We start from the raw sequence: 25,328 nt of genomic DNA on the forward strand, positions 1-25,328 counted from the left end.
GCGGCCGCAGTTTCTATTGTCGTTTCGAGCATAGCAAAATCGGAGACCAGAGTGGCGGTTATCGTACCTTTCGAGAGTCCATCGGGAGCCTCCATCGATGGGCTGGTCGCGCTGGTCGCAGCCGACATGGAACGGGTCAACGCTACGATTTTGTCGCGCACCGGCTCGGACGTCACGATGATCCCGGAGGTCGCAAACCACCTGATCTCCTCCGGCGGCAAGCGGCTGCGGCCGATGCTGACGCTGGCGATGGCGCATCTCACCGACTACACCGGCGATGGTCACGTCAAGCTCGCCGCGGCCGTCGAGTTCATGCATACGGCGACGCTGCTCCATGACGACGTGGTTGACGAGAGCGAAATGCGCCGCGGCAAATTGTCGGCGCGCATGCTGTGGGGCAACGAGGCCAGCGTACTGGTCGGCGACTTCCTGCTCGGCCAGGCGTTCCGCATGATGGTCGAGGTCGGCTCGCTACGCGCGCTCGACATTCTCTCGGCCGCCGCAGCCACGATTGCCGAAGGCGAGGTGATGCAGCTTGCCGCCGCCAAGAACACCGCAACCACCGAGGACGAATATCTCGCCGTGATCCGCGGCAAGACGGCGGAACTGTTCGCTGCCGCCTGTGAGGTCGGCCCGGTGCTCGCCGACCGTCCCAAGGCCGAGCAGGCCGCATCCCGGTCTTTCGGCATGAATCTCGGCATCGCCTTCCAGCTCGTCGACGACGTGCTCGACTATGGCGGCAAGGCCGCCAAGCTCGGCAAGAATGTCGGCGACGATTTCCGCGAGGGCAAGATCACGCTGCCGGTGGTGCTCGCGTTCCGCCGCGGCAGCGACAGCGAGCGTGCCTTCTGGATCAAGGCGCTGGAGCGCGGCGAGATCAGCGATCATGATCTCGACCATGCGATCGGGCTGATGAACAAGCACCGCGCCCTGGAGGACACGATCAGCCGCGCGCATCACTATGGCGCCATGGCCGTCGACGCGCTGGCGCTGTTTCCGGCGTCACCGATGAAGGCGGCACTGGAGCAGGTGGTGGCGTTCTGCCTGGCGCGGTCGCATTAGTTCGTCCGTCTGCAGAGAGACCGTCACCCAAGCAAGTTCTGTAGGGTGGGCAAAGGCGCCCTGCCCAGCCGATGCGACAAATCACGCTGCAATGGCGCCGTGCCCACCATCGGGCGTCGTACCCCGCGGTCAGACGGTGGGCACGGCACCGCCACAACCTTGTGCCGGGCTGCAGCCAGGCTGCGCCTTTGCCCACCCTACGAATCATCAGCGCGCCGGCATCGCGAGGAGCGTAGCGACGACGCGATCCAGGGCCGCAGCAAAGAGTCTCGATGCTTCGCTCGCAACGGGGGCCGAGCCAGCAAACTAGCTCAGCGTCCCCGCATGCACCCACCATTCAGGGTGCGCGGCTGCGATCGCAGCGCCGGCGGCCCTTGCATCCGCGACGTTGCCATAGATCGCAAAGCAGGTCGCGCCGGAGCCGGACATGCGAGCGAGCAGGACGCCTGAACTCGCGCGCAGCGCGTCGAGCACCGTGCCGATGATCGACTGCACCTTCAGGGCGGGCGGCTCCAGATCGTTCTTCACCTGATCGAGTGCAGCGACCCAGTCTCCGACCGACGCGCCGGCCTGCGGCCAGGACGGCGCCGTGAGGACATCGGTCACGCCGACCAGCAGCTCGCCAGGCTTCAGGCCGAGCGCCTGGAACACGTCCTTGGTCGCGACCGGCACCCGCGGATTGATCATCACGCAGGGCAGGACGGGAAGCGCAAGCGGCTGCAGGTTCTCGCCGACGCCGGTCATGGTGCAGGCGCGCGAGGGGACGCAAACCGGCACGTCGGCGCCGGTTTTCAAGGCAACCGCAGTGAGGCGCGGATCGTCCAGCGACAGGCCGTTCAGCTTCGCCAGCAACCGCAGCGCCGCTGCGGCATCGGCCGAGCCGCCGCCGATGCCGGCGGCGACCGGCAACACCTTCTCCAGCGTGAACGCGCCGAGCTTCAGGCCGGGAACGGCCTCCGCCAGCAGACGCGCCGCCTTCAGCACCAGATTGTCCGTGGTCTCGCCACAGGCCTCTGCCAGAGGTCCGGTCGTGGTCAGCCTCAGCTCCGGCCCCGGCACCAGCGTGAGCTGGTCCGCGCAATCCGCAAAGGCGACGACGCTTTCGAGATCATGATAGCCGTCGACCCGGCGGCCGACGACCCGCAGGGTCAGATTGACCTTGGCGCGCCCCTGCTCCTGCAGCGCGCCGGTGACCGTGGACGCCAACATCGGCGCAATGCCCCCAGCATGTTCGGTGGTGGAGCTCAGATGCCAACTCGCCGCGGCCCGAGGCCGAAGCGAACGTGGCCGGCAACCGCCACACCCTTCATCAAAATCATCCGGGCTCCCCGGCAAGCCGAGGAGCCCGTGATGGCTCTCACATCGTAATCAGGACGACCTAGCCGCCCTTGCCGTCGTCCTTCTTGGCGTCGGACGGCGTATCCTTGGTGTCGTTGCTGGCCGCAGCGGGTGCCGGATCATCAGTCAGGCCGTTCTGGATCTTGGCCTCGATCTTCGGCAGTTCCTCGGCCTCGGGCTTCAGGTCGCGGGCATGGGCCCACTGGAACTTGGCTTCCAGCTTGCGGCCGATGCGCCAATAGGCGTCGCCGAGATGGTCGTTGATGGTCGGATCCTCGGGCTTGAGGTCGATAGCGCGCTCGAGGTTCTTGACCGCCTCCTCGTAATTGCCGATGCGGTAATAGGCCCAGCCGAGCGAGTCGACGATGTAGCCATCGTCCGGCCTCTGCTCGACGGCACGCTTGATCATCTTCATGCCTTCGTCGAGATTGATGCCCTGGTCGATCCAGGAATAGCCGAGATAGTTCAGCACATGCGGCTGGTCGGGCTGCAGCTCGAGGGCCTTGCGCATGTCGGCCTCAGCCTTCGGCCACTGCTTGGAGCGCTCCAGGCAGATGCCGCGGTAGTAGTAATAGACGCTGTTGGCCTTTTCATTGTTCACCGGCAGCGAATCGACGCCGAGCGAATAGGTCTTGGCGCAATCGGCGAACTTCTTGCGGCCGCGCTCGATGTTGCCGAGCGCCATGATCGCCTCGAGATCCTTCGGATCCTGCGCAATGACGTCCTTGAGGATCTTGATCGCCTCGTCGCTGCGGTCGGCGCTGTCGAGATCGGTGGCGAGCTGGATCTGCGCATTGCGCTTCAACGGCGAGCTCGCCGGCACCCGCTCATAGACCTTGATCGCCATCTGCGGCTTCTTCACGGTCTCGTAGAGATCGGCGAGCGACAGCAGCGCCAGCGGATGATTCGGCTGCAGATGCAGCGCGAGCTGCAGATAGACCAGCGCCAGATCCTCGCCGCCACGGCGGCTCAAAGTGGCGCCGATGCCGTACAGCGCCTCGGCGGCGCCGGCCTGCGCCGAATCGACCAGCGACGGCAGCTTCTTGCCGGCCTTGGTCTCGCGCAGGCCCTCCTGCACCAGCGGATGGCGCGCGAGCTTCTTGTCGAAGGCTTCATAGATCGCGGTCGCGGCGGCCGCATCCTTGTTGCGCGACAGCCAATGCGCATAGGCCTCGGTGATGCGCAGCATCGAATCGTCGAGCTTGTAGGCGCGCTCGAACCGCGTGCCGGCGTCCTTCTCCTTGCCGGCCAGCTCCAGGATCATGCCGGCATGGAGGTCCTTGAACAGCGGATACCATTCGGGACCAGTCAGCTTGTCGATATTGGCGACGGCGGTCTTCGAATCGCCCGCACCGGCCGCGGCCCACGCCGACAGCAAGGTGGCGACGAGATCGGTGATCGGCCCGCGCACCGACTGGTTGATGTTGGTCTGGGCGGCTGTGTATTTCTTCTGCTTGATGTCCTGCACGCCGACCACGAGGCGCGCGATGCGGTTCGCCTTGTCGATCGTGAGCACGCGCTCGGCCAGCTTCACGGCCTCGTCGATGTCGCCATCGGCGACCGAGGAGATGAAGGCGCGGTCGAGCAGCTCGTTGTTCTTCGGGTCGCTACGTAGCGCCGAGCGGTAGAACGCCGCCGCCGAGGCCGCGTCGCGCTCGACGCTGGCGTGGCGGGCCGCCAGATAGCTGCCCGATGTGGTGAGCGACTTCAGATCGACGCTGGTCGGAAACTTCGCGGCGTTATCCGCAGGATGATCCGGCGTCTGGGCCAGGACGGCACCGGGGAGCAGCAAGGCAGAAACGGCAATTGCGGTCCAGCGATTGCGAATTGACAACATCACGGTGCGCTCTGGTTGTTGGAAATGACGGATCGGTACGGACACGACCCCGATCGGCAGCTCTTCAAGGCGCCGACAATGCCGCGTTTGGCGGCCAACCGCAAGGATTTGCAGGATATTCGGGTCAGCCGGGAGCCCCTTTGGCGAAGGTGACCTGCGTCAAACCGCGCCAGTATGGCCGTATCGTGGCCGGCTGCCCTCCCCGGAGCAGCCGACTCACGCGATCGTGCGTTATGCGAGGCTACATCGCCTCGTAGTTCGGCCCACCGCCGCCTTCCGGAGGAACCCAGGTGATGTTGCCGTTGGGATCCTTGACGTCGCAGGTCTTGCAGTGGACGCAGTTCTGCGCGTTGATCACAAAGCGCGGGGTGGCGCCCTCCTCGACCCATTCGTAGACGCCCGCAGGGCAATAGCGGTTGGACGGTCCGGCATAGACGTCGTGCTCGGAGCTCTTCTGCAGCGCCATGTCGGCGACCTTCAGATGCACCGGCTGGTCTTCCTCGTGATTGGTGTTGGACAGGAACACCGAGGACAGCCGGTCGAAGGTCAGCTTGCCATCCGGCTTCATCGCAGGCTTCGGCTGATGCGCCTTGGCCGGATCAAGCGTCGCGCGATCGGGCTTGACGTGCGACTGAGTGCCGAACAGCGAGAAGCCAAGGGTGTTGCACCACATGTCGAAGCCGCCGAGCGCGACGCCGAGCACGGTGCCGAACTTCGACCATAGCGGCTTGACGTTGCGGACCTTGAACAGATCCTCGCCGACTGGCGAGCCGCGCCAGGCGTTCTCGTAACTGACCAGCTCGTCATTGGCGCGGCCGGATGCGAGCGCGGCATTGACGTGCTCGGCCGCGAGCATCGCGCTGCCCATCGCATTGTGCACGCCCTTGATGCGCGGCACGTTGACGAAGCCCGCCGCGCAGCCGATCAGCGCGCCGCCGGCGAACGACAGCCGCGGCACCGACTGATAGCCGCCTTCGGTGATGGCGCGTGCGCCGTAGGCGAGGCGCTTGCCGCCTTCGAACACGCCGCGGATCGACGGGTGCGTCTTGAAGCGCTGGAATTCCTCGAACGGCGACAGATAGGGATCGTCGTAGTTCAGGTGGACGACGAAACCGACTGCGACGAGATTGTCGTCGTAGTGATACAGGAACGAGCCGCCGCCGGTCTTCATGTCGAGCGGCCAGCCGAAGGAATGCTGGATCAGCCCCTTCTGGTGCTTGGCAGGATCGATCTGCCAGACCTCCTTGAGGCCGATGCCGAATTTCGCCGGCTCGCTCTTGGCGTCCAATGCGAATTTCGCGATCAGCTGCTTGGACAGGCTGCCGCGCGCGCCTTCCGCGAACAGCGTGTACTTGCCGAGCAGCTCCATGCCGCGCGTGAACGAGGATTTCGGCTTGCCGTCCTTGCCGATGCCCATGTCGCCGGTGGCGATGCCGCGCACCGCGCCCTGCTCGTCATAGAGCACCTCGGTGGCCGCGAAGCCCGGATAGATCTCGACGCCGAGCGCCTCGGCCTTGCGCGACAGCCAACGGCAGACATTGCCGAGCGAACCGATGTAGCAGTGATGGTTGTCCATCAGCGGCGGCATCGCGAAGCCGGGCAGCGAGATCGCGCTGCTCTCGGTCATCCAGAAGAACTTGTCGACCTTGACCTGGGTCTTCAGCGGGCAATCGTCGTCCGAGCGCCAGTCGGGGATGAGCTTGTCGAGCGCCGCCGGATCGATCACCGCACCGGACAGAATGTGCGCGCCGACCTCGGAGCCCTTCTCGACCACGACGATGTTGAGGTCGGCATTGAGCTGCTTCAGCCGGATCGCGGCGGACAGGCCCGAGGGGCCGGCGCCGACGATGACGACGTCGAACTCCATGGATTCGCGCGGAGGTAATTCTTCGGTGCTCATCTCTCTCGATCTCAGGCCCGGCCGGTGCAGGGGACCCGACCTCTGCCGCCCCCTGGCGCGTGCAAAGGTCAAACCCGGAGCTGCAATGGCAACAATGACTTAACTAGGGTTCCTGAAGGCGTTGACCGTTCGCTGAAGACTGGTCCGGAGGGGGAGCGACGGCTGGCGCCGGAACACTAGGGCGTTCCGTCCCTTTTTGGGTTATTCCAAACTCTTGTTTCCGATTTTTCGGGGCAGGACAACCACCGAAATGCATTCCGCCATGCGCCGAGGCAGCGTACACTGCCGCGGCGATCGATCATGATGACCCCCGAGCCCCTCCCCGACGTCCGGCAACTGCTCGCCTTCTATCTGGAGGCCGGGGTCGATTGCGCCTTGGCCGACGAGCCGATCAACCGGCTGGTCGAGCCCGAGGCGGTTTCGTTTCCCGCCGCGACTCCCGCCGCCCGTCAAGTGGCGGCGCAGCCCGGCCGGCCGGCCGCGCCAGCGATCATTCCGCCGCGCGGAGAACCGCCGCCTCCGCCGGAAGCGGCCGTCGCCTCGGCCCGCGAGGCGGCGCGGACGGCGCCGACGCTGGAGGCGCTGCGCGAGCTCCTGGAGACTTTCGACGGCTGCGCGCTGAAGCAGACGGCGTCGCGGCTGGTGTTCGCCGACGGCAATCCGCAGGCGCGCATCATGCTGGTCGGCGAGGCGCCCGGCCGCGACGAGGACATCGAGGGCCTGCCATTCGTCGGCCGCTCCGGCAAGCTGCTCGACCGCATGATCGGCGCGATCGGGCTCGACCGCAGCAAGGTCTACATCGCCAATGTCATTCCCTGGCGCCCGCCCGGCAACCGTACGCCAACGCCGCAGGAGACGCAGATCTGCCTGCCGTTCATTCGCCGCCAGATCGAGCTGGTCGATCCCGATGTGCTGGTGACGCTCGGCAATCCCTCGACCCAGTCGCTGCTCGGTACGACCGAGGGCATCATGCGCGTGCGCGGCAAATGGCGCGACTACGACACCGGCAAGCGGACGATCCGCGCGATCGCGACCTTCCATCCGGCCTATCTGTTGCGCTCGCCGTCCTACAAGCGGCTGTCCTGGCAGGATCTGCGCGCAATCGCGACGGTGATAGCGGTCTGAGGACCCAATTCGCTTCCGTCATTGCGAGCGCAGCGGCGCAGCGAAGCAATCCAGAGTCACGCGCGCAGCCCTGGATTGCTTCGTCGCTTCGCTCCCCGCAATGACGGCTCGCATGGAAAGCGCTAAGGCCCCCTCGGCCGCACGATGGCCCAGCCGATGCGCAGCACCGGCTGGCGGCCGTTGATCAGCCAGTCGAAGCTGCGCGGCACCTCCGGCACCAGCCCGGGAAAGCGCTGGGCGATGTCAGGCGGTGGGGTGCCGACCGTGTCGGAGGCGCGCCACACCACGACGCCGCCGCTCTCGGCGAATTTCGCCGGCGTGACCCAGGGCGTCCGCTGCGGGGTGGCATCGAGGAACAGATGCGCGCGGCGGCGACCGAGCGCGACCAGGCTGGCGAGTTGCGGATCGCCGGCGACCGCCTGCAGCCGCTGGTTGGTACGGCGCTCAAAACTCTCGACGAAGAAGCGGGCGATGTCGCGGGCCGGCATCGACGTCGCGACCTCGCCCTCGCCGATCACGGGCTGAATCACGGCGCTGCCGGCAACGAAAACCGCGGGTGCAGCGACCGCAGCCGCCCACACCGTGCGCAGCAGCCGCTGACGGCGCAGATAGATCAGATCGCCGGACGCGACCACCAGCGCGAGGCCGACCATCGTCAAGGTGACGGCGACGCCGCCGAACACCGTGGGCAGACCGAACAGGCCGGAGATCAGGCTGCCCGCCAGGGCCGGTGCGATCGCGAAGCAATAGACGAAGTCGCGGGCGAGCGGCGGGACCGAACGGCGGTAGATGATCGGGGCGTCGGTCTCGCTGCGGCTGATCCAGCTGGCGTCGAGCAGCACCAGCAGCACCATGGCCGAGATCGCCAGCAGCGCCCCGCCAGCCAAGGCGAGCCAATGCCAGGCGCGCACCGAGAGCTCGGCGAGAACGGGCAGCGCCGGCAGCCCGACGCTGTCGGCGCGCAGCACGAAGATGAGGTAGGGCAGCGCCAGCGCCAGCACCACCAGCAGCGCGAACAGCGGATCGAACGAGCGCAGCACCCGGCGGCCCTGCGCGGTGGAGACCACGAAGCCGGCGATCAGCAGCAGCAGGCCCGCCGCGGCCGAGGTGGTCAGCAGCAGCAGGCCGGCCTCGATCGACCAGGCAAACCAGGCGTTGCGCCGGCCCTCGCCGAGAATCCGCCAGCTATGGAGCAGCAGCAGCGCCCAGAGCGGACGCGCCAGCACCTCCGGACCGAATTCCAGCGTGGGTGCACCGAACGCGGTGATGGTCATGGTCAGCAGCACGGCGAGCACCGCCTGCTGGCCGCCGACGATCGCCCCCGCCAGGAGATACATCACCCACAGACCCAGGGCCGAGCACAGCACGGCCAGCACGTAGACGCCGAACAGGTGGTTGCCGGCGAGGCGATAGGCGATGTCCGACAGCCAGAACGACAGCGGCGGGCCGAGATCGGTGCCGACCTGGTACTCGCGTCCGAACGCGATGGTGGTGGCAAGCTGGCCGGGTGGACTGCGATAGAACAGCATGGCCACGCCGAGCCACATCAGGGCCTGGCACAGCACCACGATGACGACGACCAGCCGCGGCCTTGCGCGGATCAGTTCGACAACCAGTGACGTGAAACGCATGAACGGCTGGATCGCTTGGCTGAATCGCTGAGGACGTCGAGGAGGCCGGCAGGACCGTCGCTCATCCGCAGCAGCCTCGCTGTCCGACGCCCGCAATCGATACCGCACGATCGGGGCGCACAACACCGCCCCTGCTGCGAGGGGTGACACTTCGTGCTGGCTGGCTGACCAAAACTATTAAGACCGCGGCGCCCGCGAGGCAACCTGCATCAGACCTCGAACGAGATTTCGGTGGATGTCACCACGGTCACCTCCGCGAAAAGATCCGGCTCCGGCACATCGGTCCACGGCTGATGCTTGCGCCGGGCGGCGACGACAGGCGCGAACAGGCTGCGATGATGCACCGAGGGGCCGAGCCGGTCCAACGCGGCGAGATGCTCCGGCACAGCATAGCCCTTGTGCTGCTCGAAGCCGTAACCCGGGCAATCCTGCGCCAGCGCGCACATCAGCCGGTCGCGCGTGACCTTGGCGACGATCGAGGCGGCCGCAATCGACATCACCAGACCATCGCCGCCAATCACCGCCTCGCAGCCGCAATCGACGTCGATGCGGTCGCGGCCGTCGACGAAGACGTGCTTCGGCGCCTCGGGCAGCGCCCTCACGGCGCGCGACAGCGCCCAGAGCGAGGCACGCAGGATGTTGTCGCGATCGATTCGCGCCGGCGATGCGACGGCCACCGCAAACGCCGACGTCTTGCAGATCTTGTCGAACAGCGCCTCGCGCTGCTCCGCGCTCAGGCGCTTGGAATCATCGAGACCCCTGGGGATGCGCGCAGGATCGAGAATCACGGCCGCAGCGACCACCGGACCGGCCAGCGGCCCCCGTCCCGCCTCGTCGCAGCCCGCGACCGGCCAGACCCCCTGCTTCAACAGCGCGCGCTCACGCCGGAAGCTCGGCGGCGCCACCGCGATGACGCCCTTGCCGAGCTTGGCGCCCGACTTGCCGGCAGCACCCGGGGCAGCAGGCTTGGTCGCGGCCTTTGCAGGGGCGCTCTTCGCCACGGCACGGCTCGCTGCTTTCGCCCTGCCCGGCTTCTTTGACTGATCGCGAATCATGGCCGCCATGGTGCGAAACGGCTGGCGGCGGCGCAACCCGAACGGGCCTCAATTCCCCGCTATTCGCCCCCTGCCGGCGACCGACTACGCCGGCAGATGCACTCGATCATCCTCGCCGACATCAATCCCCGGCGCGACCACCACTTCCCAGACATGACCGTCCGGATCGGAGAAATAGCCGCTATAACCGCCATAGTCGGTCCGTTGCGCCGGTCTCAGCAGCATCGCGCCTTTCTCCACCGCCGACGCGAGCGCCGCATCGACCTCAGCCTCCGAGCGGCAGTTCCATGCCAGCGTCACGCCTCGGAACGCCTGGGGGCGCGGTGCGTCTGGCACGCCCGCGTCATCGGCGAGCGCGCCCCACGGGTACAGCGCCAGCACCGTCCCGCCGGTCTCGAAGAATGCCACGGCCTCGCCGGTCGCGCGGAATTTTCGGACGAAGCCGAGCAATGTATAGAAGGCGATGCTCCGCCGCATCTCGGACACACCGAGTGTGATGACGGTGAACCGCGGAACGCTCGCTTGTGCGCTCATCACCTACTCTCCACTTACTCTCCGCACGCTTCAGAACAGGCTGAGCTGCTGGCCGCCGCCCTTCGGCCGGACGAAATGATCGGTCGTCAGCTTGGTCCGGCGCTTGTTCAGCCCGAGCTTCTCGCAGGCGATCTCGAAGCGGCGGCCGATCATCCAGGCCATCGGGCCTGTCCCCTTCATTCGCGTGCCCCATTGCGAGTCGTAATCGCGGCCGCCGCGCATGTCGCGGATCAGGGTGAAGACGTGGCGGTAGCGGTCGGGATAATGCTCGAGCAGCCATTCCCGGAACAGGTCGCGCACCTCGAGCGGCAGCCGCAGCAGCACATAGGCCGCTTCCTTGACGCCGGCATGGGCGGCGGCATCGAGAATGCGCTCAATCTCGCTGTCGTTGAGCGCCGGGATCACCGGCGCCACCATCACCGTGGTCGGAATGCCAGCCTTGGACAGCGCCTGCAGCGCCTCCAGCCGCTTCGACGGCGTCGAGGCCCGCGGCTCCATCGTGCGCGCCAGCTTCGGATCCAGCGTGGTCACGGAGATCGCGACCTTCGCCAGGTTCTTCTTGGCCATCCGCGCCAGGATGTCGGCATCACGCATCACCAGCGCCGACTTCGTGACGATCCCGACGGGATGGCCAACCTTTTCCAGCACCTCGAGGATGCCGCGCATGATCTTCCGCTCGCGCTCGATCGGCTGATAGGGATCGGTGTTGGTGCCGATCGCGATCATCCGCGGATCGTAGCCGCTGGCCGCGAGCTCCTTCTCCAGAAGCGCGGGCGCATCCGGCTTCACGAACAGCTTGGATTCGAAGTCGAGACCAGGCGACAGCCCGAGAAACGCATGGGTCGGCCGCGCGAAGCAGTAGACACAGCCGTGCTCGCAGCCCCGATACGGATTGATCGAGCGATCGAAACCGATGTCCGGCGAGTCGTTGCGGGTGATGACCTTGCGCGAGGTGTCGGTCGCGACCGTCGTCTTGAACGGCGGCAGCTCCTCGAGGCTCTGCCAGCCATCATCGAAGACAACGCGGGCCTCCGCCTCGTAGCGACCGCTCGCGTTGGATTGGGCACCCCGGCCGCGGCGCCGGCCCCGTTCGATGGCGACCGCGAGTTCGGGAAAGTCCTTCCCAGGACCTGACGAAGGCGCGCCCGCCGGCTCGGAGGGCACCGGGACCGGCGGGCGCTTGAGGGCATGTGAAGATGCTCGGCTCATGGCCAAGACATAGCACGCAAACAGAACATTACAAGAACAAAATAGAACAAAAGCGCACGCATGCTCTGCACGGGCGCAAGGCCAGCCATCACATTCCCGTTCTATCCTGCAGCTGCGCTGGAACAGGACGGTGCGGCGTTACTCTCATACAGTATCCCGCAGGCGCGAAGCGGAAGGCAAGCGAGGTCCCATGCAGATCACTTCTCCCCAACAGACCACCCCGGCCGACGATCTTGACCTGCTCGATCGCTACTGGCGGGCGGCGAATTATCTCTCGGTGGGGCAGATCTATCTGCTGGACAATCCGCTGCTGCACGAGCCGCTGAAACCGGAGCACATCAAGCCGCGCCTGCTCGGCCACTGGGGGACGACGCCCGGCCTGAACTTCATCTATGCCCATCTCAACCGCGCCATCGAGGCGCAGGATCTCAGCGTCATCTACATCTGCGGCCCCGGCCATGGCGGTCCGGGCATGGTCGCCAACACCTATCTCGAAGGCACCTACAGCGAGATCTATCCGGAGATCACGCGCGATGCCGATGGCCTGCGCAAGCTGTTCCGGCAGTTCTCCTTCCCCGGCGGCATCCCGAGCCATGCCGCGCCTGAGACGCCGGGCTCGATCCATGAAGGCGGTGAACTCGGCTACGCGCTGGTCCACGCCTATGGTGCGGCGTTCGACAATCCCGATTTGATCGTGGCTTGCGTGGTCGGCGACGGCGAGGCCGAGACCGGCCCTCTCGCCGCCTCCTGGCATTCGAACAAGTTCCTGAACCCGGCCCATGACGGCGCGGTGCTGCCGATCCTGCATCTCAACGGCTACAAGATCGCCAATCCCACCGTGCTCGGCCGCATGGGCGATGCCGAGATCAAATGCCTGTTTGAAGGTTACGGATACGAGCCGCTGTTCGTCGAAGGCGCGGAGCCGAAGGCGATGCATCGGCAGATGGCGGACGCGCTCGATGTTGCGCTCGCGAGCATCCGCTCCATCCAGCAGAATGCGCGTCAGCCGGATGCAACGATCCAACGCCCGCGCTGGCCGATGATCGTGTTGCGCAGCCCGAAGGGCTGGACCGGGCCGAAGGAGGTCGATGGCCTCAAGGTCGAAGGCTTCTGGCGCGCCCATCAGGTGCCGATTGCCAACCCCCGCAGCAAGCCGGAGCATCTCGCGCTGCTCGAAGCCTGGCTGAAGAGCTACGAGCCGGAGACGCTGTTCGACGCCCATGGCCGCCTCAGGCCGGAGTTGCAGGCGCTGGCGCCCAAAGGGCAGCGACGCCTGGGCGCCAATCCGCATGCCAATGGCGGTCTGCTCAAGCGCGAGCTCAAGCTGCCGGACTATCAAGCTTTCGCGATCGAGGTGTCCTCACCAGGCCAGACCATCGCTGAAGCGACGCGCGAGCTCGGCAAGTTCCTGCGCGACGTGATCACGCTGAATGCGAAGACCCGAAACTTCCGCATCATGGGTCCCGACGAAACGGCGTCGAACCGGCTCGATGCGGTGTTCGAGGTCACCGAGCGCGTGTGGATGGAGGGCATCGAGCCCTATGACGTCCATCTGGCGCATGACGGCCGCGTCATGGAGGTGCTGAGCGAGCATCTCTGCCAGGGCTGGCTCGAAGGCTATCTGCTCACCGGCCGCCATGGCCTGTTCTCCTGCTACGAGGCCTTCATCCACATCATCGATTCGATGTTCAACCAGCATGCCAAATGGCTGAAGGTGTCACGCGAGCTGCCGTGGCGGCGCCCGATCGCGTCGCTGAACTATCTCTTGACCTCGCATGTCTGGCGGCAGGACCATAACGGATTCAGCCATCAGGATCCCGGCTTCGTCGACCTCGTCGCCAACAAGAAGGCGGATATCGTCCGCATCTACTTCCCACCGGACGCCAACACGCTGTTGTGGATCGCCGACCATTGCCTGCGCACCTACGACCGCATCAACGTCATCGTCGCCGGCAAGCAGCCCGCGCCGCAATGGCTGTCGATGCAGGACGCCGCCACGCATTGCGACGCCGGCATCGGCATCTGGTCTTGGGCCGGCACCGAGCCCGCCGACGAAGAGCCCGACGTGGTGATGGCCTGCGCCGGAGACGTCCCGACCCTGGAAACGCTCGCAGCCGTCGACCTCCTGCGCAAGGAATTGCCCGACCTGAAGATCCGCGTCGTCAACGTCGTCGATCTCATGACCCTGCAGCCGAAGCAGGACCATCCGCATGGCCTCAGCGACCGCGACTTCGACAGCCTGTTCACCGCCAACAAGCCAGTGATCTTCGCCTATCACGGCTATCCGTATCTGATCCATCGCCTCACCTACAGCCGCACCAACCATGCCGGCATGCATGTGCGCGGCTTCATCGAGGAAGGCACCACGACGACGCCGTTCGACATGGTCGTGCTCAACGAGCTCGACCGTTTCCACCTCGCCATCGAGGCGATCGAACGCGTGCCCGGCCTCAGCGTGTCCGCGGCCCATGTGAAGCAGAAATTTCGCGATGCGCTGATCGAGCATACCCGCTACATCCGGGCGCATGGCGAGGACATGCCGGCGATCCGCGACTGGGTCTGGCCGAACAGCGCCGGCGACACCACGCCGACACAGGCGGGCGACTGAACCAGCCAAGCGCGAGCTCCAGCAACGCGGCACCTTGAAATAGCAATCGTTCGGCGTTGCCCGAACGTGCGCGACCCGCTACGTGCTGCAAAATTCCGCAGCGCAGCGGGCTGATTTGGCTATGACAAGATGATAACAGTCATGCTGGAGGCGCGACAGATAACGATGCCAAGTTCATGCTGAGCGTGATCATCCCGACCGAAGGTGTCGAGCAGACCGCCGTGGCCACCCTGTCCGCGCTGGTGCCAGGCGCCGCGGCCGGTGTCGTCACCGAGGTGCTGCTGGTCGATCGCTCGCCCGATTCCAGCGTGATCGAGCGTGTCGCGGACGTCGCCGGCTGCCACTTCATGAAGTTCGAGGGCTCCCAGGCCGCAGCGCTCGCGGCAGGGGCCGCGAACGCGCGGGCGCCCTGGCTGATGTTTCTGCCCGCTGGCGCGATGCTCGATCCCGGCTGGATCGACGAAACCAGGCAGTTCGTCCAGAGCGTCGCCGCCGCCGGCCAGCCCCGCGCCGGCGTTTTCCGTTACGCCAGGTCTCCTTACGCTGCGATCAGTCTGCGCGAGCGGATGCGATCGGTCGCTCGGGCCCTGGTCGGACCGCTCGGCGACCAGGGCCTGCTGATCGCCCGCGATCATTACCGGCAGGTCGGCGGCTACCAGCCCGATCGAAAGCGTGCCGAGACGCGCCTGTTGCGTCAGCTCGGCCGCTCCTCGCGGACCATGCTGCGCAGCCGGATTGTCATGGTCTAGCATCGGGACGATACTTGCCAAAGTCAATCAATTGATTGACAATGGCAAGTATTGGAGGTGCCACATGATTCCTGCCCCATCCGACGGCCAGGTCGCCGCCGTTCGCGCGTTCAACCGCTTCTACACGAGGAAGCTCGGCGCGCTGGACCAGCATCTGCTCGACAGTCCGTTCTCGCTGGCCGAAGCGCGTGTGCTCTATGAGCTGGCGCAGTACGACGCCATCTCGGCCAAGGAGATCGGTCTCTCGCTCGGCCTCGATGCCGGCTATCTCAGCCGCATCGTCCAGAGTTTCGACGAGCAGGGCCTGATCACCCGCACACCATTGCCGACCGATCGCAGGCAGCAGCAGCTCGGGCTCACCGCCAAGGGACGACAGGCCTATGCCAGGCTCGACCGCAGCTCGCAGAAGGAGATCGCGGCCATGCTGGCGTCGCTGGCGCCATCCGTGCGCGACCGGCTGGTCGGTGCAATGACGACGATCGAGACCGCCCTGGAGCCGCAGCAGCCGGGCCGCTCCCCGGTGCTGCTGCGCAGCCATCGCCCGGGCGACATCGGCTGGGTGGTCTCACGGCACGGCGCCGTCTACGCCGAGGAATATGGCTGGGACGTCTCGTTCGAGGCGTTGGTCGCCGAGATCGGCGCGCAGTTCATCAGGAGCTACGACCCGGCGCGCGAGCACTGCTGGATCGCCGAGCTTGCGGGTGAGCCGGTCGGCTCGATCTTCCTGGTCAAGGGCAGCGACGAGGCCGCCAAGCTGCGGCTGCTGCTGGTCGAGAAGAAGGCCCGCGGTCTCGGCGTCGGCCGGGCCCTGACCGAACAATGCATCCGCTTCGCCCGCGAGAAGAACTACAGGACGATCGAGCTGTGGACGCAAAGCATTCTCACCGCCGCGCGCGACATCTATGCCCGCGCCGGGTTTCGCAAGATCGCCGAGGAGCCGCACGCCATGTTCGGCGTCCCACTGACGGGCGAGACATGGCGGCTCGAGCTGTAGCCCGCACCGCCCGGGTTGCAGCAACCGCCGGTAGGCCGAGATCACCCCCACAACACGTTGCGCATGCCGATTGCGAAGTTCCCGCGCGTCGGTAGTATCCCGCCAAACGGGGCGGGTATCAGTAGTGATGGAATCGATGGTGCGATCGAAGCTTGCGGCGCTTGCCGCGCTGGCAGGCTTGTTGGGGGTCGCGGCTGGGACGGCGGCTCACGCCGCGCCCAAAGGACGCGCAACGGTCGCGATTACGCGCACGGCCGATTTCCTCTATCTGGCGGCGCCCGCGGCGATCGAGATCAACGGCGCCAAGGTGGCAAGCCTCGGCCGCGGCGAGAGCTACAGCGGCCCGATTGCGCCGGGCGCCACGACAATCACCGTATCGACATGGTCCTCGCCGGGCTCGTCGAACATTCGTTTCACCGCCGTGCCCGGCAAGACCTATCGAATGGTCGTGGGACCGCGCGGACAGAATTTCGCCGCCAGCATGATGGGCGGCCTCATTGGCGCGGCGATCGAAGGCGGCGGCGCTTTCGAGATCGTACCAACGAAGTGAGACGTGCGATGGACGCGCGGCGCGTCGTCGTGCCGGGGTCCTACGCCGTCGCGCCCTGCGCCTTGGACCGGCGCAGATGCTCGTCGAGCCGCGGCATGATCTCGACGAAGTTGCAGGGCCGCGTGCGGTAGTCGAGCTGGGCGGCGAGGATGCCGTCCCAGCCGTCACGGCAGGCCCCCGGTGATCCCGGCAGGCAGAAGATGTAGGTCGCGCCGGCGACGCCGGCCGTGGCCCGGCTCTGGATCGTCGACGTCCCGATCTTGGCGTGGCTCAGCATGTGGAAGGCGATCGAGAAGCCGTCCATGCGCTTCTCGAACAGCGGCTCGATCGCTTCCGGCGTGACGTCACGGCCGGTGAAGCCGGTGCCGCCGGTGGTGATGACGACGTCGACGCCGGGATCGGCGATCCACGACTTCACCACCGCGCGGATCTTCTCGACGTCGTCGGTGACGATCTCGCGCGCCGCGAGCCTATGGCCGACAGCGGTCAGGCGGTCACTCAGGGTGGTGCCGGACTTGTCGTCGGCAAGCGAACGCGTGTCGGACACCGTCAGCACGGCGATGTTGAGGGGAATGAAGCTCTTGCTCTCGTCGATCGCCATCATCGCGTCTCCCTACAGCGAACTGGCGCTGAACGTATTGCAGGCCTGCACCGTGCCCTGCTGGTAGCCGATCATGAACCAGCGCTTGCGCTGCGCGGCGGAGCCATGGGTGAACGAATCCGGCACCACGCGTCCGGTCGCCTTCCGCTGCAAGGTGTCGTCGCCGATCGCCGAGGCCGTCGTCAGCGCGGCGTCGATGTCGCCCTCCTCGAGGAAGCCCGGACGCTTCTTGGCCTCGCGATTGACCCAGACCCCGGACAGGCAGTCGGCCTGCAGCTCGACCTTGACCTGCAGCGCGTTGGCTTCGGCCTTGTTGTCCGACTGCTGCTGCATCCGCGTCACGCGCGGCAGGATGCCGAGCAGGTTCTGGATGTGGTGCCCGGCCTCGTGCGCAATGATGTAGGCCGCGGTGAACTTGCAGGCGCTGCCCGAGCAGCCCCGGAAGCGCGTCTCGACCTCGCGGAAGAAGTTGGTGTCGAGGAAGATCTGCCGGTCCGGCGGACAGTAGAACGGTCCCATCGCAGACTGCGCCATGCCGCAGCGGCCGCCATTGGTGCTGTTGCGAAACAGCACGATCTTGGGCCCGGTATAATTCTGGCCGCTGGCCTGGAAGATCTCGCTCCAGCGGTCGTCGATCTCGCCGAGCACGCCGGAGATCATGTCGCCCATCTCGTCCTTGGGTGCGCCCGTCCGGCCCGGCGAGCGCCGGTCCGCCTGCTGGGTCGGCGCGCCGCCATGGCTCAGCATCTCGGCGCCGCCGATCAGGATGCGCGGATCGATGCCGAAGGCATAGCCGATCAGGCCGAGCACGATGATGGTGCCGATGCCGAGGCCGCCGCCGCCGATCGGCAGACCCATACCACCGCCCATCCCGCCGCCTTCGTCGCGACGGTCGTCGATGTCGTCGCTGCGACGGAAATCATCGTAACGCATGGGCGGCCTTTCCTCACGATTCTTGCGCGGCTCTGCGCGAAATGCCTAACGCGGCAAACAGGTAAAATTTCCACTGTGTTAATCAATAACCCGGCCGGCAAATTTTGCCTAGCGCCGCCAAAAAAACCGGCCCGCGCCGAACCTCGATCGGCTGCGCTCGCGCGCGACCGGCGCGAAAAACCCATCGCAATCGGCGTCTTGCGCAGAGACCATCGTGCATCGACGAACGGAATTCGTCGCTGGTGCGCGTGATGAAAGCGTGCGCATCGATGCGAATAATTTTCCGGGTTAAGTCCATTTTTACTTTGCCGGGTCAATGTGTGGGCAGTCGGTTGTTAGGTCCCGCGTCGCCGACAGCGTCGCCTGAGTCAGAGTTCTTGAGTCATGGTAGAGTCGCGTCGCGGGGCGTCTGCAAGGGCGCCCCGCACTAAATTTCAGACCCTCGAAGAGCAACGAATCATCGTCGGCGACTGCGTCGCCGAGATGTCGAAACTGCCAGGCGCATCGGTCGACCTGGTGTTTGCAGATCCTCCCTACAATCTGCAGCTCAAGGGCGAGCTCAAGCGTCCCGACGAATCGCAGGTCGATGCGGTCGACGACGATTGGGACAAGTTCTCCTCGTTCTCCGCCTATGACGACTTCACGCGCGCTTGGCTGCTCGCCGCGCGCCGCCTGATGAAGCCGAGCGCAACGATCTGGGTGATCGGCTCCTATCACAACATCTTCCGCGTCGGCGCGATCATGCAGGATCTCGGCTTCTGGATCCTCAACGACATCGTCTGGCGCAAGTCCAACCCGATGCCGAACTTCCGCGGCCGCCGCTTCACCAACGCGCACGAGACCATGATCTGGGCCGCGCGGGACGAGAAGGCGAAGGGCTACACGTTCAACTACGAAGTGCTGAAGGCCGCCAACGAGGACGTCCAGGCGCGCTCGGACTGGCTCATTCCGCTGTGCACGGGCGAGGAACGGCTGAAGGATGGCGATGGCAAGAAAATTCATCCGACGCAGAAGCCGGAAGGCCTGCTGGCGCGGGTGCTGCTATCATCCTCGAAACCCGGCGATCTGGTGATCGATCCGTTCAACGGCACCGGCACGACCGGAGCCGTGGCAAAACGCCTCGGCCGCCGCTACATCGGCTTCGAGCGCGACAAGGTCTATGCGAAGGCAGCAGAGCAGCGCATCGCCGCGGTCGAGCCGCTGCCGGAGGCAACGCTGGCACCGTTCATGACGGCGCGCGAAGCGCCGCGCGTCGCCTTCTCGGAGCTGATCGAGCGCGGCATGATCGCGCCCGGCACCAAGCTCGTCGACTCCAAGCGCCGCCACGGCGCGCTGGTGCGCGCCGATGGGGCCATCATGCTGGGTGACAAGGTCGGTTCGATCCACCGCATCGGCGCGGTGGCGCAAGGTCTGCCGGCCTGTAACGGCTGGACCTTCTGGCACGTCGAGACCAAGGGCGGCCTCAGGCTGATCGACGAGTTGCGCGCCGAGATCCGCTCCGAGATGTCCGCCGCCTGACGCTCACGAATTCCGGCGCTCCTGTCCGGAATAGCGCGCCAGCAGGTCTTCGACCTCGTACTGCTCGTCGTAGCGAACGTCGTCGCGCGGCACGACCGAGACCTGCGCGGTGGACTGCGACGATTTACCCCTGCGTCCCGCCAGGGCCGGATAGTAGCTGTCCACCGGCGGCAGGTGCATGCGATCGAGCTCGGGCTCCGCCGGCCAACGCGTGACGCGCCGGGCGGCCACCGGCTCGATGCGAAGCTGCCGCCTGCCCCGGGCGCGCGCAAACAGCACGCTAATCGAGAAGCCCGCAATCGCGACTGCGCCGAGGAACGCAAACATCCGCGTCCTGGACGCATCATCCCCGGACATGCCGATCGTCACGGCCGGCGAGGCATCCGCAGCGGCCAGCGCCGGCGTCGCGGGAGCAGCCGCTTCCGCGGCGCTCGTGTCACTGGCGGCCGCGAGCGTGTAGGAGGACGCGCGGGGCGCGGCGGGCTCCACCGCTGCCGGCCGCGTGCCGGACTGGTCGGGCCAACGCGTCGCAACAGCAGATTCGTTCACGGCCGCACCGACCGGGTCGGGCGCCGCCGGCGCTGACGCGACGGGCGCTGGCGCGGCCGGAAATGCGGCAACCGACGGAAACGCAGACGTCGCCGGCACAGACGGCGCGGCGGTCGGTGTCGAGGACACGACCTTCACCTCATCGGCGGCGTCCTTGGACGACGATTGGATCTCGGCACGTGCATTGGCCGCGGTCGACGAGAGCTGAGCCCGTTCCTTCTGCGAGGCAAGCTTGCGCGTGACGAGCGACGCGCCCTTCGCCTCGCGATCGTCGTCGCGCAGATACCAGCACTGCTTCTTCGTCGCGCGATCGATGCGATAGAACCAGTGCTTCCCCGCCGGCGTTCCCGCAGGCTTTGCAAGGCATTCGTCAGCAGCCGATGCCGGTGTAAACTCGATTGTCGCCGCAGCCACTCCCGCCAGCACGGCGACAGCAACGCGCGGCAACAAACTCGTCGTTCGATTCGTCATCACACCTCCGACGATTCAACGCGCCCCCGCTGCGCCGTTTCGGCGATGACTTCGTTCGGAATAAGGCTGCGGAGGTTCCATTTGTCGAAACAATGTTAGAACAGCGGTGTCCTTTGGATGCGTTCCAATATTTTTGGGCTGTTTTGTCGCAGCAACAGTGGGAATTCGCGTTGATACGACGACGACACGCGTGCTGTGCCATTCGAGACAACACGCGGATGTGAGAAAACCCAAGACTGAAATCCTGAATGCCAATCACCGCAAGGCGTAGTCCAGAGATTGATGCGCGTGCGCCTCACTTGATCTAAGTCAATGACTCTCGACGGTCCCACGCGTGTACGACGGCGTCGGACAAACTCGCCGCTTCATCGACGTACGCTCGCCATGGCCGTCGCGAACATGACGCGCACATCGACCACACGCCGCGCCCCGCTCACTTCATCATCTTCGTCAACGCCTTCTCGACCAGCTCGCGCGTGTACGGCTTCTGAATGATCGGCGCGTCGGACAGCTCGGGCGGAATCGGCGCGCGCTCGCCATAGCCGGTGGCGAACATGAAGGGCACGCCGAGCTCCTTCAGCCGGAGCCCGACCGGCAGGCTGCTCTCCGCGCCGAGGTTGATGTCGAGCAGCGCGAAGCCCGGCACCGCGCGCTCGATCGCCTTCAGCGCCTGACCGACCGAAGCCGCCGTGTCGACTTGCCGCGCACCGAGCTCGAGCAAAATCACTTCGGCGCCCATCGCGATGATCAAATTGTCCTCGACGATCAGCGCGGCGCCTGAGAGACGCGGCGTCGGCTCCTGCTTCTGCTCGGGACATGGGATCGCGCCGGTCGGCGCCGGAACCAGCTGGACGAAATTGGCGGGAATCATGAAGCGGGCCTGAACGCCGAGCAGATCAAAGCGAATCTCGGCGTCGCCCTTGAGATCGAATGGCACCGACCGCTCGATGATGGTGGTGCCGAAGCCGCGCCGCGTCGGCGGCTGCACCGGAGGTCCGCCGCTCTCCTTCCAGTCGATGACGAGGCTTGCGCCGGGATCCAGTCGCCACGCCACCTGAACCTGCCCGGTGGAGTCGGCCAGCGCGCCGTATTTCGCCGAGTTCGTCATCATCTCATGCACGACGAGCGCGAGCGTCCCGAACGCCTTGGGGTCGAGCGCGACGTCCGGCCCTTCCATCCGCACCCGCGCGGCCCGCGAGCCGAGATAGGCGCCCGCCTCCGACTCCAAGAGCGCGCGCAGCGCAACCGGCGCCCAGTTGAGATTGGTGATCTGGTCGTGGGCACGCGCCAGAGCCTGGATGCGGCCGCCGAGCACCGCGGCGAAGTCCTCGACCGAGGTTGAGGTCTCCTTGCTCTGCGCGACCAGGCCGCGCACGAGACTGAGGATGTTGCGAACGCGGTGATTGAGCTCGGCGATCATGAGCTCCTGCCGCTCCTGGGCGCCGCGGCGCTCGCGCGCGGCGAGCTCCGACAGTTGCAGGATCACCTCCAGCAGGGAGATGCGCAGGCTCTCGGCGATGCGCAGGTCCGCCGCTGACCATGGCTTCGACTGGCCGGCCACCGTCTGCTGCCACAGCTCGAAGCTCTTGCGTGGCGTGAGGCGCGGCCCGAGCGGGCCTTCGGCGTAGGTCTTGTTGGGATCGCCCGCCCAGTTGACCGAGCGCAGCACTTCGCGCCGGAAGAAGATCAGGCAGTCGCGCGGCGTCCGCGAGATCGGAACGGCGAGAAATCCGGCGGCACGATCGCGGAACGCCTCGCCGGCGGCATAGACCTTGGCGATCTCGGCACTGGCGCAGATGCGTCCCGGCGAGGTCCGGTTGATGAAGCCGATCAGGTCCAGCACGTGCTCTTCGGACGGCGTCTCGCCGTCGAGCGTGATCTCGTCATCGGACCACACGGCAATGCCGTCGCATTCGATCATCTGCCGATAGTCGGCAACGAAGTCGAGGATCGCTCGCTTGCTGTGGGCGTGCAGAGCCGCACGCTCGATCAGACGCTCCTGGATCTGATGCGCGCGCGTCTCATAGGCGACGTCGGCCTCCCGCTCGCGGGCCTCGAGCAGCCAGGAGTACATCTGGCCGAACAGCTCGGCCGCGGTGCGCTTCTCGAACGACAGGTGATGCGGCGCATAGTGATGACAAGCGAACAGGCCCCAGAGCTTGCCTTCGCGCAGGATCGAGACCGACATCGACGCGCCGACGCCCATGTTGCGGAGATATTCGATGTGGATCGGCGAGACCGCGCGCAGCACGCTCATCGACAGGTCGAGCAGGCCGGCATTGTGCGACGGCGTCGACAGCAGCCGCGCCGGCGCGGCGTCGATGTCGGCGATGATCCGCAGCCAGTTGCGCTGATAGAGCTGCCGCGCCTGCCTGGGAATGTCCGAGGCCGGGTAATGCAGCCCGAGGAACGGCTCCAGGCCGGAGCCCGCGGCCTCGGCAATCACTTCGCCCGAGCCGTCCGGATGAAAGCGATACACCATCACCCGATCGAATCCGGTCAGCAGCCTGAGCTGGCGCGCCGCCTCCTGCGCGAGGTCCATCATCCCCGTCGTCTTGCGGATGCGGCCGAGCATCAGCCGGACCAATTCGCCGGAATTGACGCCGGGCTCGATCAGGCTCGGCTCGGCCTCGACGACGAGATACGCACCGGAAAAATGGATGGCGAGGTCGAACAGCCGGCCCCGGCCCTGAAGATCGACGCCGAACACGCGCTCGACCGCGTCCGGACCGCTGAGATAGTCGACCCGGGCACGGATCGCCGTCACGGCGGCTTCCGAGAGCACGACGTCGAGCGGCCGCTGCAGCAGCCAACCGATGTCGCCGCCGAGAAAGTCCGGCACGTTCTCCGAAGCCATGCAGATGGTGAAGTCCGACACCAGCGCCAGCAGGAAGCCAAACGGCTGGACGCTCCCGGGAACATGGATCGGCTCGCGATCGCAATTGGTGAGGTTGACCGGCTCGTTCATGCTGCTGCCATCGCCTTCGCAAACACCGCGAACGCTGCGCGCGCACTCACGATCATCCTGACTTCATCATCGGCTGTCGTCCTCTCTTGCGCGAGTTGCGACAGGAAGCTGCGCCACAAGCCCTGCCCCGCGCCATGACCGAGATAGCGCGTCGCGCGTCTCACCCGCGGATCGGCGGAGGCCGCGACCATGCGCAGCAGATAGGCTGCTCCGAGCCGCGATCCTTCCAGCACGTAGAGCGTGCCGAATACGCCCGCACGGTCGAGCGAGGGTGCGGGAAGGTCCATCGGAACCGGCAGGGCACCGAAATCCGCGAGATCGCTGGCGATCGCCTGCGATCGTCGGCGCTGCGGCCAGTCCTCGATCAGATCATCCACCCCGGCCTGATCGAGCGCCGCCTCCAACGGCAGCAGAGCGGCTGCGCTGGCCTGCAGGAACCGGCGGTAATGAGCCGTCGTGGTGAGATCGAAATGAACGAGCCCCTCATCCAGCGCGCGGTGCGCCGAGGCCGTTGCCGCCTTCAGTCTCTCGCGGATGCCCTCGGTGCCGGTCGCGCGCAAACGGTCATCTGAAACGGCAGCCGGCAACATCAAGGGGTCCCAGAAAAGGAGATCGGTCGCAGGCGCGCCACGGCTTCCTGCAACGTCGATGGCCGGAGCTGGGTTCCGGCTCCGCGCTGCTATTTTTTCCGCTCTCCGATGCGCCGTGCTGGCGGACGCTGTTCCGACGCCATGGCCTCGAGGATGGCCGTCAGCCCGCCAGCTCGGCCAGCGCCTTCTTGACGGCCGGCCGCCCGGACATGCGGCCAAAATGGGCGGCGACCTTCGGGAAGGCGTTGATGTCGACGCCGTCGCCTTCGAGCCATTGCGCGATCGTGAACAGATAGGGATCGCAGATCGTGTACTGCTCGCCCATCACCCACGGGCCGCGCAGCATCTTCTGCTCGATCAGCGCGAAGCAGGCGCTCATCGTCTCCGGCACCTTCTTCTTCATGTCGGCGAAGGAGGACTCTTCGGTGGCCCAGCGATAGCCCCTCATCTTGTGCGCGTGGGCGATGTGGACCGTCGAGCAGAGATAGCTGTTGAACGACTGCACCTCGGCAAAGGCGAAGACGTCGTCGAGCGGCGCAAGCCGCGCTTCCGGAAAGCGCTGCGCGATATAGGCGAGCATCGCCGGCGTCTCGGTCAGAACGCCCTGCTCCGTCACCAGCGCCGGCACGCGCCCTTTGGGATTGATCGCGAGATAGTCCGGGCTGTTCTGCTGGTTGGTCTTGAAGCTGAGCTTCTCGGCGACGTAGTGGGCGCCGGTCTCGGCGAGTGCAATGTGTGAAGCGAGCGCGCAGGTGCCCGGCGCGACATAGAGCTTGAGCATGGTGATCCCTGACAGATGATGTCCGACCCTATCTGCACCCATCCAGACCGTCCACCCCTGGCCGCCCGCGTGCGCCGTCATGGGCGATCTGCATTCTGCGGGCCGCGTGCTCGACCCGCGCGGATCCGGACACGACCCGGGCCGATCGATGGCGATGCGACGACCGACATCCCGATGAAGGACATGAGCTCACCCTCTCGCGGCGCGCCGCGCCCGAGGTGTTGCCGAGAAGGACCCTCGCAAATGAGGAGGGCGCAGGGAATGCCGGGTGCTGGCCGATCGGGATAGGGGGGAGTCTCGCGACTCCACCCCTCCCACACCACCG

General features: G+C 66.2%; 20 protein-coding genes. 7 read left to right on the forward strand and 13 right to left on the reverse strand.

The genetic code is table 11. The features are described from left to right. Positions 1–51 precede the first annotated feature (51 nt). Positions 52–1,062 (forward strand): polyprenyl synthetase family protein, encoded by a 1,011-nt coding sequence (locus QX121_RS29470; RefSeq protein ID WP_315739959.1) that lies wholly within the window; start codon positions 52–54, stop codon positions 1,060–1,062. 306 nt (positions 1,063–1,368) lie between these two features. On the opposite strand, the gene QX121_RS29475 is transcribed toward QX121_RS29470, so the two are convergent. The 3 genes from QX121_RS29475 to QX121_RS29485 all read right to left on the reverse strand — a co-directional run bounded on the left by QX121_RS29475 (position 1,369) and on the right by QX121_RS29485 (position 6,137). Next, the gene (locus QX121_RS29475; RefSeq protein ID WP_315813707.1) at positions 1,369–2,271 is read right to left on the reverse strand and encodes a 4-(cytidine 5'-diphospho)-2-C-methyl-D-erythritol kinase; all 903 of its coding nucleotides are present in this window, start codon (positions 2,269–2,271) and stop codon (positions 1,369–1,371) included. A 169-nt stretch (positions 2,272–2,440) separates the two neighbouring features. Then, a complete protein-coding gene (locus QX121_RS29480; RefSeq protein ID WP_315773965.1) occupies positions 2,441–4,237 on the reverse strand; it encodes a tetratricopeptide repeat protein in 1,797 nt (598 codons plus the stop codon). 241 nt (positions 4,238–4,478) lie between these two features. Further along, positions 4,479–6,137 (reverse strand): electron transfer flavoprotein-ubiquinone oxidoreductase, encoded by a 1,659-nt coding sequence (locus tag QX121_RS29485; protein WP_315757060.1) that lies wholly within the window; start codon positions 6,135–6,137, stop codon positions 4,479–4,481. A gap of 303 nt (positions 6,138–6,440) precedes the next feature. On the opposite strand from QX121_RS29485, the gene QX121_RS29490 reads away from it, so the two are divergent. After that, positions 6,441–7,262: a uracil-DNA glycosylase gene (locus tag QX121_RS29490; RefSeq protein ID WP_315757113.1), complete on the forward strand. Its 822-nt coding sequence runs from the start codon at positions 6,441–6,443 to the stop codon at positions 7,260–7,262. A gap of 122 nt (positions 7,263–7,384) precedes the next feature. Here QX121_RS29490 and QX121_RS29495 read toward each other — a convergent pair whose 3' ends face one another. The 4 genes from QX121_RS29495 to QX121_RS29510 all read right to left on the reverse strand — a co-directional run bounded on the left by QX121_RS29495 (position 7,385) and on the right by QX121_RS29510 (position 11,691). Further along, positions 7,385–8,893: a glycosyltransferase family 39 protein gene (locus QX121_RS29495; protein WP_315739955.1), complete on the reverse strand. Its 1,509-nt coding sequence runs from the start codon at positions 8,891–8,893 to the stop codon at positions 7,385–7,387. Between the two features lie 209 nt (positions 8,894–9,102). Further along, positions 9,103–9,957, reverse strand: a complete 855-nt coding sequence (locus QX121_RS29500) for a ribonuclease HII (RefSeq protein WP_315813708.1) — start codon at positions 9,955–9,957, stop codon at positions 9,103–9,105. Positions 9,958–10,032: 75 nt separating this feature from the next. Next, positions 10,033–10,482 carry a VOC family protein gene (locus QX121_RS29505; RefSeq protein ID WP_315757057.1) on the reverse strand — a complete coding sequence of 150 codons (450 nt, stop codon included), beginning with the start codon at positions 10,480–10,482 and terminating at the stop codon, positions 10,033–10,035. Between the two features lie 30 nt (positions 10,483–10,512). Beyond that, positions 10,513–11,691 carry a PA0069 family radical SAM protein gene (locus tag QX121_RS29510; protein WP_315773972.1) on the reverse strand — a complete coding sequence of 393 codons (1,179 nt, stop codon included), beginning with the start codon at positions 11,689–11,691 and terminating at the stop codon, positions 10,513–10,515. Between the two features lie 190 nt (positions 11,692–11,881). Between QX121_RS29510 and QX121_RS29515 the strand changes: the two genes are divergently transcribed. The 4 genes from QX121_RS29515 (at position 11,882) to QX121_RS29530 (ending at position 16,592) form a co-directional block, all read left to right on the forward strand. Further along, a complete protein-coding gene (locus tag QX121_RS29515) occupies positions 11,882–14,299 on the forward strand; it encodes a phosphoketolase family protein (protein ID WP_315813709.1) in 2,418 nt (805 codons plus the stop codon). Positions 14,300–14,475: 176 nt separating this feature from the next. Further along, a complete protein-coding gene (locus tag QX121_RS29520; RefSeq protein WP_315739950.1) occupies positions 14,476–15,048 on the forward strand; it encodes a glycosyl transferase in 573 nt (190 codons plus the stop codon). A 64-nt stretch (positions 15,049–15,112) separates the two neighbouring features. After that, positions 15,113–16,042 carry a helix-turn-helix domain-containing GNAT family N-acetyltransferase gene (locus QX121_RS29525; protein WP_315813710.1) on the forward strand — a complete coding sequence of 310 codons (930 nt, stop codon included), beginning with the start codon at positions 15,113–15,115 and terminating at the stop codon, positions 16,040–16,042. A gap of 136 nt (positions 16,043–16,178) precedes the next feature. Next, complete coding sequence (locus tag QX121_RS29530) at positions 16,179–16,592, forward strand: hypothetical protein (protein ID WP_315757052.1); 414 nt, start codon at positions 16,179–16,181, stop codon at positions 16,590–16,592. A 40-nt stretch (positions 16,593–16,632) separates the two neighbouring features. Here QX121_RS29530 and moaB read toward each other — a convergent pair whose 3' ends face one another. Both moaB and QX121_RS29540 read right to left on the reverse strand, forming a co-directional pair. Continuing rightward, positions 16,633–17,196: a molybdenum cofactor biosynthesis protein B gene (gene moaB / locus QX121_RS29535; RefSeq protein ID WP_315813711.1), complete on the reverse strand. Its 564-nt coding sequence runs from the start codon at positions 17,194–17,196 to the stop codon at positions 16,633–16,635. A 9-nt stretch (positions 17,197–17,205) separates the two neighbouring features. Then, positions 17,206–18,126 carry a neutral zinc metallopeptidase gene (locus QX121_RS29540; protein WP_315739946.1) on the reverse strand — a complete coding sequence of 307 codons (921 nt, stop codon included), beginning with the start codon at positions 18,124–18,126 and terminating at the stop codon, positions 17,206–17,208. Between the two features lie 384 nt (positions 18,127–18,510). On the opposite strand from QX121_RS29540, the gene QX121_RS29545 reads away from it, so the two are divergent. Further along, entirely contained in the window at positions 18,511–19,644 is a 1,134-nt protein-coding gene (locus QX121_RS29545; RefSeq protein ID WP_315776165.1) for a site-specific DNA-methyltransferase, read from the forward strand. Positions 19,645–19,647: 3 nt separating this feature from the next. On the opposite strand, the gene QX121_RS29550 is transcribed toward QX121_RS29545, so the two are convergent. The 4 genes from QX121_RS29550 to QX121_RS29565 all read right to left on the reverse strand — a co-directional run bounded on the left by QX121_RS29550 (position 19,648) and on the right by QX121_RS29565 (position 25,003). Further along, positions 19,648–20,664 (reverse strand): hypothetical protein, encoded by a 1,017-nt coding sequence (locus tag QX121_RS29550; RefSeq protein WP_315782134.1) that lies wholly within the window; start codon positions 20,662–20,664, stop codon positions 19,648–19,650. A gap of 433 nt (positions 20,665–21,097) precedes the next feature. Continuing rightward, the gene (locus tag QX121_RS29555) at positions 21,098–23,632 is read right to left on the reverse strand and encodes an HWE histidine kinase domain-containing protein (protein WP_315813712.1); all 2,535 of its coding nucleotides are present in this window, start codon (positions 23,630–23,632) and stop codon (positions 21,098–21,100) included. Beyond that, positions 23,629–24,222, reverse strand: coding sequence for a biliverdin-producing heme oxygenase (locus QX121_RS29560; RefSeq protein WP_315813713.1), 594 nt, complete (start codon positions 24,220–24,222; stop codon positions 23,629–23,631). The genes QX121_RS29555 and QX121_RS29560 overlap by 4 nt, the downstream gene beginning before the upstream one ends. A gap of 160 nt (positions 24,223–24,382) precedes the next feature. Next, positions 24,383–25,003, reverse strand: coding sequence for a glutathione S-transferase family protein (locus QX121_RS29565; protein ID WP_315740180.1), 621 nt, complete (start codon positions 25,001–25,003; stop codon positions 24,383–24,385). Positions 25,004–25,328: the final 325 nt, after the last annotated feature.

The sequence above is a fragment of the Bradyrhizobium sp. SZCCHNR2028 genome (assembly GCF_032380995.1).
Taxonomy (GTDB): domain Bacteria; phylum Pseudomonadota; class Alphaproteobacteria; order Rhizobiales; family Xanthobacteraceae; genus Bradyrhizobium.